At 67.2% G+C, this 11,943-nt stretch carries 10 protein-coding genes and 1 pseudogene; 7 read left to right on the forward strand and 4 right to left on the reverse strand.

Annotation, left to right across the window (positions count from 1 at the left end):
• Positions 1–47 precede the first annotated feature (47 nt).
• The 4 genes and pseudogenes from Amac_RS56335 to Amac_RS23725 all read right to left on the reverse strand — a co-directional run bounded on the left by Amac_RS56335 (position 48) and on the right by Amac_RS23725 (position 3,631).
• The gene (locus tag Amac_RS56335; protein WP_246268611.1) at positions 48–1,799 is read right to left on the reverse strand and encodes a thiamine pyrophosphate-dependent enzyme; all 1,752 of its coding nucleotides are present in this window, start codon (positions 1,797–1,799) and stop codon (positions 48–50) included.
• A 92-nt stretch (positions 1,800–1,891) separates the two neighbouring features.
• Entirely contained in the window at positions 1,892–2,500 is a 609-nt protein-coding gene (locus Amac_RS56340) for an MFS transporter (RefSeq protein WP_246268612.1), read from the reverse strand.
• Positions 2,501–2,600: 100 nt separating this feature from the next.
• Positions 2,601–3,047, reverse strand: a pseudogene (locus Amac_RS57995) (MFS transporter); the annotation flags it as partial.
• A 134-nt stretch (positions 3,048–3,181) separates the two neighbouring features.
• Positions 3,182–3,631 carry a GNAT family N-acetyltransferase gene (locus Amac_RS23725; protein WP_155356587.1) on the reverse strand — a complete coding sequence of 150 codons (450 nt, stop codon included), beginning with the start codon at positions 3,629–3,631 and terminating at the stop codon, positions 3,182–3,184.
• 143 nt (positions 3,632–3,774) lie between these two features.
• Here Amac_RS23725 and Amac_RS23730 point away from each other — a divergent pair, with 143 nt between their 5' ends.
• From Amac_RS23730 to Amac_RS23760, 7 genes are all read left to right on the forward strand, one after another.
• The gene (locus Amac_RS23730) at positions 3,775–4,713 is read left to right on the forward strand and encodes a hypothetical protein (protein WP_155356588.1); all 939 of its coding nucleotides are present in this window, start codon (positions 3,775–3,777) and stop codon (positions 4,711–4,713) included.
• Positions 4,714–4,780: 67 nt separating this feature from the next.
• The gene (locus tag Amac_RS23735; RefSeq protein WP_155356589.1) at positions 4,781–6,391 is read left to right on the forward strand and encodes an ABC-F family ATP-binding cassette domain-containing protein; all 1,611 of its coding nucleotides are present in this window, start codon (positions 4,781–4,783) and stop codon (positions 6,389–6,391) included.
• A gap of 76 nt (positions 6,392–6,467) precedes the next feature.
• Complete coding sequence (locus Amac_RS23740) at positions 6,468–7,253, forward strand: hypothetical protein (RefSeq protein ID WP_155356590.1); 786 nt, start codon at positions 6,468–6,470, stop codon at positions 7,251–7,253.
• A 71-nt stretch (positions 7,254–7,324) separates the two neighbouring features.
• The gene (locus tag Amac_RS23745; protein ID WP_155356591.1) at positions 7,325–8,428 is read left to right on the forward strand and encodes a saccharopine dehydrogenase family protein; all 1,104 of its coding nucleotides are present in this window, start codon (positions 7,325–7,327) and stop codon (positions 8,426–8,428) included.
• 83 nt (positions 8,429–8,511) lie between these two features.
• Positions 8,512–9,798 (forward strand): UDP-glucose dehydrogenase family protein, encoded by a 1,287-nt coding sequence (locus tag Amac_RS23750; RefSeq protein WP_246268614.1) that lies wholly within the window; start codon positions 8,512–8,514, stop codon positions 9,796–9,798.
• 551 nt (positions 9,799–10,349) lie between these two features.
• Complete coding sequence (locus tag Amac_RS23755) at positions 10,350–10,667, forward strand: hypothetical protein (RefSeq protein WP_155356593.1); 318 nt, start codon at positions 10,350–10,352, stop codon at positions 10,665–10,667.
• A gap of 126 nt (positions 10,668–10,793) precedes the next feature.
• Positions 10,794–11,943, forward strand: a 1,150-nt coding sequence (locus tag Amac_RS23760) for an RNA polymerase sigma factor (RefSeq protein WP_170322611.1), incomplete at its 3' end; no start/stop codon positions are given.

An 11,943-nucleotide genomic window follows, 5' to 3' on the forward strand; every position in this document is an offset into this window, starting at 1 on the left:
AGGCCACCTCGGGGCTCCCGTGCCCGCTCCACGGGAGCCCGTCGACGTCACAGTTGGGCGATCCTGTCCTTAAACAGGGTCGTGGCGATCGCGGCGCGGTGTGGTTCGCCCCGGAGAAACGCCTGCGCGAAGTGTTTGGCCTGCTCGTAGGAGACCCGGCCCGGCATCGGCGGTTCGTCGGGGTCGACGTCCACGTCGACCAGGGCGGGGCCGTCGTGGGCGAACGCCTCCGCCATCGCCGAGGGCAGGTCGCCGGCCTTGGTGACCTTGACGCCGTAGCCGCCGCAGGCGCGCGCCCAGGCGGAGTAGTCGGTGGGCGGTTCCGGGTAGCGAACGCCGTGTTCGGGGTAGCCGAGCACCATCTGCTCCCAGAGGATCTGGCCGAGCGCGTTGTTGTTGCTGATCACTACCTTGACCGGAAGCCCCTGCTGCGTGGCGGTCAGGAACTCGCTCATGAGCATGGCGAAACCACCGTCCCCGATGTAGGCGATGACCTGCCGATCGGGGTACGCGTGTCGCATCGCGAGCGCGTAGGGCAGCCCGGGAGCCATGGACGCGAGGTTGCCCGACAGGTAGAAGCCGCGATCGCCGCGAATGGTCCAGTACCGGGCCGCCCAGGTGGCGATTGTGCCGCTGTCGCAGGTCAGGATCGCGTTCTCGGCGGCCAGGTCGTCGATGACCGACACGACATACTGCGGCGCGATCGGGTCACGATCCGGGCTGGCCAGAGCGGCCATATCCGACCGCCAGGCCTCCATCTTCTCCTGATATTTCCTCAGATGGGTGCGGTCGGTACGCGGCGTCAGCAGCGGCAGCAGCGCGGCCAGCCCCTCCTTCGCGTCGCCGACCAGCGGCACGTCCGTCGGCACCCGCGTGCCCGCCCGCGCCGGATCCGCCTCCAGCTGCACGAACCGCGCCTTCCCCGGCTCCGGCAGATGCTTGGTGTACGGGAAGTTGGTCCCCACCAGGAACATCACGTCGACGTCGTCCACCAGATCCGCCGTCGGCCGGGTGCCCAGCAGCCCGATCCCTCCGGTGGTGTACGGAGAATCGTCGGGGATGACCGCCTTTCCGGGCAGAGTCTTGATCACCGGGCAGGCCAGCGTCTCGGCGACCGCGAGGACTTCGGCTCGTGCGTGCAGGGCGCCCGCTCCCACCAGGAGCGCGGGGCGTTTGGCGGCGTTGAGCGCGCCGGCCGCCCGCAGAAGATCTTCCTCGCGGGGGCGGCCCGGGGCCGACAGGTAGATCGGCTCGGTCTGGGGTGGGCGTGCGAGCGTGACGTGCTGCCAGGGGTCGGCGTCCGCGTCGGCCACCTGGATGTCGTTCGGGATCGTCAGGTGCGCGACCCCACGCCGGGCGTACGCCGTTCTGATCGCCATGTCCACCAGCGTGGGCAGCTGGGTCGGGTTGGTGATCATCATGTTGTACTCGGTGACGTCCTCGAACAGGCGGTCGAGATTGACTTCCTGCTGGTAGTTGGTGCCGAGTACGGAGGTTTCCTGCATGCCGGTGATCGCGAGCACCGGGGCGTGGTCGAGTTTGGCGTCGTAGAGCCCGTTGAGCAGGTGGATTCCGCCGGGGCCTGAGGTGGCCAGGCAGACGCCGAGCCGGCCGGTCGCCTTGGCGTATCCGGTGGCCATGAAGGCGGCCGCCTCCTCGTGATGGACCAGTACGAACCGGACGCGGTCGCGATGGCGCCGCAGCCCTTCCATGATCCCGTTGATGCCGTCGCCGGGGATCCCGAAGATCGTGTCGACTCCCCAGTCGGCCAGCCGTTCCACTAGCGCTTCTGAAGTCATGTGTCCCATGAGTCCGCCGTTTCCCCATCGGGACATCTCATACGACCTATCTGGATAAATCACCGCAAAGTGGGGCAAATTCCTCGACCCGGTTATCTGCGTCGTTGGAGGAGCAGCGCGGAAAGGGCGCACAACACGCCCGTGGCGGCGCACGTCCACCAGAGGGCTGATCTGTCGTAGAGGAACGCGCCCACCAAGGGGGCGGCGACTCGGGCGATCGCGCCGGTCCAGCCGTACAGGGCCTGGTAGGTGGCGTGGGCGTGGGCGGGGGTGAGGTCGGCGATCAGGGCGGCGCTGAAGCCGACCATGCCGATCTCGCCGGCCGACCAGATCACGACGGTGAGGGCGTACCGCCAGGGCGTGGTCGCGAGGCCGGTCAGGGCGAGGCCGATGCCGACCAGGGCCCAGGAGGCGGCCAGGACCGTGAGGCGGGGGTAGTTGGTGAGCCAGGCCATGATCAACGGTTGGAGGGCGACGACGAGGATGGCGTTGAGGGTGATCAGCAGGCCGTACAGGGAGGGTGGGTGGCCGTCGGCGGTGAGGGCCAGGGGGAGGGCGAAGCGCTGCTGGGCGTAGACGGTCGCGTTGATGAGGATGAGCAGCAGGACCGCGAGCAGGTGGCGGTTGTGGAGGGCGGTGCGGTAGCGCGGGGGGCGCTGGTGGGTTTGGGAGGGATTGCTGGGGATTCCGGCCGCGACCACGGCGGCGAAGATCAGGGGTGGTGGCGACGTCGAGAGCGATCAGGAGCCAGAAGCCGTGGGCCAGAAGCAGGCCCGCCGCCACGCCGGAGAGCGCGGCGCCGACGTTGAACGCCCAGTGCAGCAGGCCGAATGCTTTGGGGCGCAGGTCGGAGGGGATGGTTTCGGCGATCAGGGCTCTGGCGGCGGGCTGGTAGACGTCGGCGCACACGCCGAGGGCGGCCGCGAACGCCATCATTGTCGTGATATTCCAGGCGAATCCGATGAGGAGCAGGCAGGCCGCGGTGGACAGCAGGCCGGTGATCAAGGTGGTTCTGTGGCCGAAACGGTTGGCCAGGAAGCCGCCTAAGGGCTGGCCGCCGAGCCCGCCCACGCCGTACGCGCCGAGGACCAGGCCGATCTCGCCCGGGCTGTGGCCGAGGGAGGCCAAATAGGAGACGAGGAACGGCAGAACGGTCCCGCCGAACCGGCTGACGAGCTGGCCGGAGAACAGGAACCAGAAAACTCGGGGGAGGCTGTCCCGGCGACTGCCGTACTCCGCGGGAAGCATTTCCGAGCATCTGAGCCTGCTCCGGGCCGCCGGACTCGTCACCGCGCATCGAATCGGCCGTTCCGTTCTGTACGCGCGCAGCGCCGCCAGCGAATCCCTGCTCGCGGGGGTCAGGCCAGCGCTCGCATAGGTTTTCAGAGGAGGCGACTGAAGCGGACGCGCGTGGTGCCGGGGCCGTCGTGGTTCTCGTAGGGGTCGCTGACCGTGAAGCCCATCGCGGTGTGGAAGGCGATCGAACGGTGATTCTGCGGTGACGTGATCGCTTGGACGACCGTTCGGGCGTCGGCTCGGGCCAGGTCGAAGAAACGCGTGTAAAGTTCGCGGGCCAGGCCCTTCGCCCGGAAATCTGGATCGACGGCTACGTAGTGGATGTAGGCGACTGTCGGCTGCGAGGGCGAGAGAAATCCCACGAGAAATCCGACAAGTCGGTCGTTGGCCTCGGCGATCAGGCTGCTGCTGAAGAAATGATCCAGGAAGAGCCGGGACAGCCCGGCCGTCATGGGCCGCCCCCACCAATCATCAACAACCGTGACAATCCTGTCGTAATCATCTGGGGCGGCCTGACGCACACCAACGTCGTACATGCCCCCAGCATGCATCCACGGGCCCGTCCCGGAACACGCGTCCGGACGGTGAGGAGACGGCCATCATCTGGGCCGATAAAATTCGATATTTCGTGCGAAGGTGATCAAGCTGCGGATATCGTCCACCGCATGAGGGGCCGGCTATGACGCAGGGGACGATCGCGCGCTGGGCTGCGGTTCCTCGCCTGGCCGCAGTCGCGTTCGTCGCGGCTCCGGTCTGGTTTGGTCGTTTCTCGGCGTCTGTGTTCTCCTCTGACTCCTGCGTCCTGGGACCGGGCTGGAGGTATGACACCGGCTTCTGGCTGTCCGCGACGATGTCGATCGGCTCCTGGCTGTCTCTGGTGCTCCCGGTAGCCGTCGCGATCCTGATCGTTCTTGACGCGTCCGGCGTGAGGCGTACCAGAGGGACGGCGATCTTCCTCGTCCTCGGCGCACTCGTGGTGGCACTCGGTCGAACAGCCCTCAGAGAAGCCTGTACCCCGGACTACAGCGTGTCGTGGGTGCTCGTCATCTCGTTCGCGCTGGCCATCGTGGCTCTCCTGATCGCCGGGCGACTTCCACTGACGATCACTCGCCCCGCGACCAGAGAGGTGATCTGCTGGTCGCTCGGCACGGCAGCCGCCGCTTGGTGGACGATCTCCTACCTTTTCGTTCCGGAGTACACAGGCGATCCCGCCATGGACCCCATCTGCTACACCGCCTGCCTCGACTTCTGGTGGCGGATCCAGCAGTTCCATTACGAAGCCCAGGTCATGGGCCTTCACCTCGGCCCGCTGGCCGTCATCGCGACCATGACCTTCCTGGTCTCCCGCCGTGCCGTCATCGCGGCGTGGGCCGGCCTGATGGTCCTCGCCGCCCTGGGAACGATCGCCGCGATCGCCAACCCGTACCGGTTCTGCTACCCGGCGGCGATGTCCCCGCAGGCCTGGCCGCTGATCGCCGCCGCCGTCCTCATCCGGCTCCCCGCCCACACGACTTTCCTGTCCCGCCTTACCCCGTCGAAGAACACCCGCGATCTCCTTGCCATCCTCGCCGTCGCGGTCATTCTCGGCTGGCTGGTCGTCGCGCATTTCCTGCCCTGACGAAATTGGGATGCCCGCCCGGGAAATTGGAAGGTACCCTGCGCGAGGACCTGGGAGGGGAATTGTCGTGGGACACGTCGAGGTTGGGCACCTGACCTATGTGCTGCCGGATGGCCGGCCTTTGCTGGATGACGTGTCGTTCCGGATCGGGGAAGGCGTCAAAGCGGCCCTCGTCGGGCCGAATGGCGCCGGGAAGACGACCTTGATGCGGCTGATCTCCGGGGATGTGCAGCCGGTCGAAGGGTCGGTGGCGAGTTCCGGCGGGCTCGGCGTGATGCGGCAGTTCATCGGCAGCATCCGGGACGGGCGATCGGTGCACGACCTGCTGCTTTCGGTGGCGCCGACCCGGGTGCGCGAGGCGGCCGAGAAGCTGCACGCCGTCGAGTTGCTCATGATGGAGCGCGACGACGAGAAAACCCAGATGCGGTACGCGCAAGCGATCACCGACTATTCCGACGCCGGTGGTTACGACATCGAGGTGTTGTGGGACACCTGCACGATGGCTGCCATGGGCACGCCGTACGACAATGTGAAATATCGGGAAGTGAACACCCTGTCCGGGGGTGAGCAGAAACGTCTAGTGCTGGAGGCCCTGCTGCGAGGCCCCGACCAGACCCTCCTGCTCGACGAGCCCGACAACTACCTGGACGTTCCCGGCAAACTCTGGCTCGAACAAGCCCTCCGGGAAACCCCCAAAACCGTCCTCCTCGTCTCCCACGACCGCCAGCTCCTCGCCAACGCCGCCGACCGCATCGTCACCGTCGAATCCGGAAATATCTGGGTTCATGGCGGTGGATTCGCCACGTACGCCGAAGCCCGCAAAGAACGCAACGAACGCCTCGACGAACTGCGCCGCCGCTGGGACGAGGAGCACATCAAGCTGAAGCGCCTGGTCACCATGCTCAAACAGAAGGCGACCTACAACGACGGCATGGCCAACGCCTACCACGCCGCCCAGACGAGGCTGCGCAAGTTCGAAGAGGCGGGGCCCCCGGAACTCGCCCCCAAGGACCAGCTGATCAACATGCGGCTCCGCGGCGGGCGAACCGGCAAGCGCGCGGTGATCTGCGAAAACGTCGAACTCACCGGCCTGATGAAACCCTTCAATCTGGAGGTCTGGTACGGCGAGCGCGTCGCCGTACTCGGCTCGAACGGATCGGGAAAATCCCACTTCCTCCGCTTGCTCGCCGGGGAGACCATCCGCCACACCGGCGCGTCCCGACTCGGCGCGCGGGTCGTCCCCGGCCACTTCGCCCAGACGCATACCCGCCCCGAACTCGCCAAACGCACCCCGTGCGAGATCGTCATGACCGAGCACGCCCGCCTCAAGAACGAGGCCATGAAGATCCTCGCCCGCTACGAGCTGGCTGGAATGATCGCCGATCAGCGATTCGAGACCCTGTCCGGCGGCCAGCAGGCCCGCCTGCAGATCCTCCTGCTCGAACTCTCCGGCGCGACGTTGCTGCTGCTCGACGAGCCGACCGACAACCTCGACCTGGCTAGCGCCGAAGCCCTGCAGGACGGCCTGAACGCGTTCGAGGGCACCGTCATGGCGGTCACCCACGACCGCTGGTTCGCGGCCGACTTCGACCGGTTCCTGGTTTTCGGCGCCGACGGCCGGGTGTACGAATCGCCCGAACCGGTCTGGGACGAAGGCCGCGTTCAACGCGTCCGTTAAAGCTTTCGTCCGCGATGCGCGTGTCCGCCGGACTGCTCCGGCGGTCACGCGTTATCACAGCTGAGTGACGCAGCGTATGACAGCACTCATCCTGACCGCCCTGATGGTGCTGGCGGGATGCGGGCAAGACGACTCGAACAAGCCCAGGCAGCTCGCCCCGCTCGCGCTGAAGGAGCAAGCCTCCTCGGTGGTCAAGGCCAGCGGTGGGTATGTGGTGAATTGGGCGGCCGTCCTCGGCAACCCCAACCGGTGGCATTTTGGTGAGAACACCGTAGCCACGATCAGCGCCCAGGACGCGACCGGCAAGGAGATCGTCCGGATGGAGCAGCCGCTGGACGCGGTTCCTCCGGCGGGCACCCTGGCCTTCACCGGCGAAGCCCTGGCCGCCGCCAAACCGGTCTCCGTGAAGATCAACTACCGGCCGGCGGCGTGGCATCAGGCGGCGCGGATTCCGTCCGCGTTCAAGCCGTTCCCGGTGAGCAAGGTGGCCACCGAGAAGCTGGGGACAGGGTCGTACCTGATCACCGGATATGTCACCGACCCGTTCCAGAAACCGGCGTCGAGCCTGGTGGTGACCGCTTTGCTGCGGGACAAGGCGGGCAAGCTGATCGGCGGGGGGACGGCGTTCGTGGACGACGTGCGGTCCAACACCAACCGGCGTTTCATCATCACCGTGGAGAGTGTGAGCGAGGGTGGGCAGGCCGCGTCGACGGAGGTTGTCGCCCGGACGTGGGGGGCCACCGCGAAGCCGTACGAGGATCTGGCGATGGGCGGCGCGAAACCGGTGCACACCGCGAAGCCGCAAACCGAGCCATTCATCAAGGATCGCGGCATTCAGGCCATGACCGAGAAACGGCCGTGACCCTACCGGAACCCAGATTCAGCGCAGACCCTCTCTGGATCTTGAAATCCGGATCGGGTTACGGTACAGGCATGACCACCCCCCGGATCGTCCTGTTCGGCGCCACCGGCTTCACCGGGCGGCTCACCGCCGAAGCCCTGCTGGCGCGCGGCGCCCGGCCCTTGCTGGCCGGGCGCGATCCGGCCCGGTTGTCCGCCCTCGCGGCCTCCCTCCCGATCGAACTGCCGACCGCGGTCGCCGACGTGAGCCGCCCCGACTCGGTCCGCAGGATCGTCGAATCCGGCGACGTGCTCATCTCCACCGTCGGCCCGTTCACTCGCTGGGGCGAACCGGCCATCCAGGCCGTCACCGAAGCCGGCGCCATCTACCTGGACTCAACCGGCGAACCCTCCTTCATCAAGCGGGTCTTCCAGCGCTACGGCCCACCCGCCGCCGCCCGCGGCGCCACCCTGATCACCGCATTCGGGTACGACTACGTCCCCGGCAACCTCGCCGCCGCCCTGGCCCTCCGCAAAGCGGGCACCGAAGCGACTCGCGTGGACATCGGCTACTTCGTCCGAGGCAACCTCGCCCGCCGCGCCAGCGCCGGAACCCGCGCCTCCGCCCTCGGCATGATCCTCGAGCCCATGTACGGCTATCGCGACGGCCGCATCCTCCGCGAACACGGCCGAACCCGCCTGTTCACCGTGGGCGGCCGCAAACGTCACGGCATCTCGCTCGGCGCGAGCGAACACTTCGCACTCCCGCGCGCGTATCCCCGGCTCCGCGAAGTCAACGTCTACCTCGGCTGGCTGGGCGGCCTCACCCGAGCCGCCGGAGTCTTCGCCCGCGCGACCCCCGTCATCGCATCCTTCCCCGGCGCCCGCCGCGTCACCGAAGCCATGGCCGACCGCGTCATCCGCTTGGGACCTCGAACCTCGTCCCCCGCGGGTCCCGCCGTCTCCTCGCAGACCATCGCGGAGACGTACTCATCCGACGGCCGCCTTCTCACCACCGTGCAACTCAACGGCGGCGACCCCTACGACTTCACCGCCCGCATCCTCGCCTGGGCCGCCACCACCGCCCTCATCGACGGCGTCGGTGGCACCGGCGCCCTGGGCCCCGTAGACGCCTTCGGCCTCAACGCCCTCTCCGAAGGCTGCGCGGGAGCCGGCCTCCACATCGCCACAAACTGACCCTCCGCATGTCCCCGATATGGTGCATCTCTTTCAGGCTTCGCCGCTCGACGTGAGGTTCGACCGTGTGAGAAGGGATGGTCATGGTTGGCAGGCACGTTGCTGTTTTCGGTGGTGGATATATCGGTCTGGTAACCGGTGCCTGTCTCGCCGAACTCGGCCACCGGGTCGTGGTTCGGGACATCAACCCGGAAAAGATCCAGCTGCTGCGATCCGGCGACATACCGATCTATGAGCCGGGTTTGAGCGACATGATCGCCCGGAACAAGGAACGGCTCACCTTCACGCTGGATGCCCAGCACGCGCTGGACGACGCCGAGATCGTGTACGTATGCGTGGACACGCCACCGTCGGCGTCCGGCGACGCGGACCTCTCCAGGGTCTGGGCGGTCGTGAAGTCGCTGGCGGACGCCTCCCACTTGCGAGCAGTGGTGATGAAGTCGACCGTGCCGGTGGGTACCGGCACCCGCGTGCGGGCCGCGATGGACGCGGCCGGCCTCGCGCACGTGGGGTACGCCTCGAATCCGGAGTTCACCGCTGAAGGCACCGCGGTAAGAGACTTCCTCCACCCGGACCGGATCGTCATCGGCGCTTTCGACGAGCCGACCGCCCGCCTGATCCAGGAACTGCACCAAGGCGTGGACGGACCGGTCGTCGTGATGGACGTGCTGTCCGCCGAGATGGTGAAGCTCGCCTCGAACGCCCTGCTCGCCACGAAGATCAGCTTCATCAACGAGGTCGCCACCCTGTGCGAGAAAACCGGCGCCGACGTCGAACACGTCGCCCGCGCCGTCGGCCTGGACCACCGCCTCGGCCACCACTTCCTACGCCCCGGCATCGGCTGGGGCGGCTCCTGCTTCCCCAAGGACTCCGAGGCCCTGCGGCAACTGGCCAGCAATACCGGCTACCACTTGCAGCTCCTGTCGGCGGTGATCGAGGTCAACAACCTGCAGAAGCGGAGAGCGATCCAGAAGCTGAAGGACGAGCTCGGCACGCTGGCAGGCGCCCGGGTGGCGCTACTCGGGCTGACCTTCAAACCGGGGACGGACGACATGCGGGAGGCACCGAGCACGGTGCTGGCCGCCCGACTGCTGGCAGAAGGCGCCGAGGTGCGCTGCTGGGACCCGATGGGCCGCCCCGGCGCCACAGAGCCATGGCTCTCGACAAGCCGTCACGCGACGCCTGAACTGGCGGTGGAGGGCGCGGACGCGGCGATCGTGGTGACGGAGTGGCCGCAACTCAAGGAGGTGGACTGGGCGCGCGCCGCCTCGGTGATGCGACGACCGGTGCTTTTCGACGGCCGGAACCTGCTGGACCCGGCCGACATGCGCACACTTGGCTTCACTTACATGAGCGTCGGTCGCCCCTAACGGGCTGACCACGAACTCTCTACTGGGTGACCATGGCTCACAGGCCTCGGCGATTCGCAGCTTCCACCCGTCTCTGGACACCTCACTAGCCGCCGGTCACAGCACCGCCCGGATGCTGCCGCTTCATTCGAGCGACCACGGGGATGTCGGGGTGGGCGGGACCCGAGGGGAAGAAAGGGCTGGGTGGGTTGGAGAACCACCGGTCCAGTAGAGAGTGCAGTTCCGGGCGGAGCCCACGGAGAGTGGGCGGGGCCGGGCGGAGCCCGGGAAGCAAATAAGGGTGGGTGGGTGGGAGAATTCCGGCAACCTCCGCGAATCTGACGACCAAGGCGTTACTGCAGCCTTGGAGGCCGCGGCTTGGCATTACTCCGGATGTTCCTCCCGCACACCACCAGCAACCCCAGCCGAATCGGGGTTTTGTGTCCGGCTAATCGGTTAATTCTTGTGGTGGTGTTATGAATGCCGGACAGCCGGGTATTTCGTCTCGCGGGCGATACCCGGTTTGTCGTGCTGGCATTTCTGGAAATTTCTGTGGATGGGGGATGGTCTGGATGGGGGCGCATCGGCGGGGTGCGGTAGCCGTACGGGCGATTGGGCAGGTGGGTCCGGCGAGGGTGGACCGGCGGGCCGTGGTCTGGGCGACCAGGCTGGGCTTCGGGTCGTTGCCGCTGTTGTTCCTGGTGGGTGTGGGGGTGATCCCGGCGTTGATCGCGCTTTCGCTGCGGGCCAGAGCGCTGGCCGACATGAGGGAACAGCATGTCTCGGGCACGGATTGGGGGATGGTGCACGCCGCGATGGTCTGCGCGGTAGTGACCTTGATTCTGGCGGGCATCGCCGTAGCCGTCGCCGGGATGGTGCTGCTTTTCTGACCGGTCGGCTAGCGATATTGGGCGATTTGGTCGGATAAATGGGGCGCAAGCCGTACCGAATCAAAAGGTGTGGCATTCGTGAGAATCGCTGGAACTACTAGTTACTAATCCATTACCTTCGGTCACATGAATGATCGAGTCCTGGTCGAAGCGCTGCGTGATCGCGATCCAGGCGCCCTCGCCGAGCTCTACGATTCGCACGCGGAGAGCATCTATCGATTCTGCTGGGCCATGCTGGGCAGCGCGGACGGGGCCCAGGTGGCGTTGCGGGACACGCTGATCGCCGCCGAGGCCCGCATCGCGTCGCTAGCCGATCCGGAACAGCTGCGGGCCTGGCTGTTCGCGCTCGCGCGGGGGGAGTGCGCGCGCCGCCGGATGCCGGGGTTCGTGATCACCGACGACACCGATCCGGCGGGGATGGCCGTCCCGGCGTCCGGCGAGGCCGACGACGACCTGCGCGTCACCGCCTGGAACGCCACCCAGGCACTGTCGGTCGACGACCGCGAAATCCTGGAACTCAGCACCCGCCACGACCTGTCCGGCCCTGACCTCGCCGCCGCTCTCGGCCGTCCGGTACGGCAAGCGGAGTCCTTACGCGAAGCCGCCACCGAACGCCTGCGAGACGCCGTCACCGCCGAGGTCCTCGCGGGCAAGGGCCCGCACGACTGCCCCAAACGCGCCAAGATCCTCGAAGGCCACACCGGGGATCTCACCACCGAGACGCGCGAACAGCTGGTCCGGCACATCGCCCGCTGCGACACCTGTAAGCCGCACCGCGACCGCCAGATCTCCACCGCGAAGGTCTTCGCTCTGCTGCCGTCCGCCACTCTGCCGGACACCCTCCGCGTCCGCGTGATGAGCTGCTTCATCGACCCCGAACTCGTCCCATACCGCACCTATGTCGCCAGACGCGTCGGCACCCTGGACCCCAACGGATTCCCGATCGCCAACGAGACGCCAGCCCGCCGCTGGCCACTGCTCGCCCTCGGCACGGCCGCCGCCATCGCCGCCGCAGTCGCCACCGTCATCGCCTTCACCCAACTCGCCACCACCTCCGGCGAACAAATCATCGGCACAGCCTCCGGCCTATTCCCTTCCACCCCCCACCAACCCACCCCCAAGATCACCAAATCCCCCAAGCCATCAAACAAGCCCCTAGACCTCCGCGAAATCCTCGAAATCTCCCAACGCATCCCAATCCGCCCAGACAGCGCCACCCACCCAATCCCCACCAAGGCCCCACCCTCTCGCCCAAACCCCACCCTCACCCCCACCC

It is taken from the genome of Acrocarpospora macrocephala (assembly GCF_009687865.1).
Classification (GTDB): domain Bacteria; phylum Actinomycetota; class Actinomycetes; order Streptosporangiales; family Streptosporangiaceae; genus Acrocarpospora; species Acrocarpospora macrocephala.

Bases quoted from the DNA above. Each gene is read 5' to 3' on its own strand.
- Amac_RS23750 (WP_246268614.1), top strand. From the start codon at position 8,512: ATGGTTGGCAGGCACGTTGCTGTTTTCGGTGGTGGATATATCGGTCTG.
- Amac_RS23730 (WP_155356588.1), top strand. From the start codon at position 3,775: ATGACGCAGGGGACGATCGCGCGCTGGGCTGCGGTTCCTCGCCTGGCC.
- Amac_RS23745 (WP_155356591.1), top strand. From the start codon at position 7,325: ATGACCACCCCCCGGATCGTCCTGTTCGGCGCCACCGGCTTCACCGGG.
- Amac_RS56335 (WP_246268611.1), bottom strand. From the start codon at position 1,799: ATGACTTCAGAAGCGCTAGTGGAACGGCTGGCCGACTGGGGAGTCGAC.
- Amac_RS23740 (WP_155356590.1), top strand. From the start codon at position 6,468: ATGACAGCACTCATCCTGACCGCCCTGATGGTGCTGGCGGGATGCGGG.
- Amac_RS23725 (WP_155356587.1), bottom strand. From the start codon at position 3,631: ATGTACGACGTTGGTGTGCGTCAGGCCGCCCCAGATGATTACGACAGG.
- Amac_RS23755 (WP_155356593.1), top strand. From the start codon at position 10,350: ATGGGGGCGCATCGGCGGGGTGCGGTAGCCGTACGGGCGATTGGGCAG.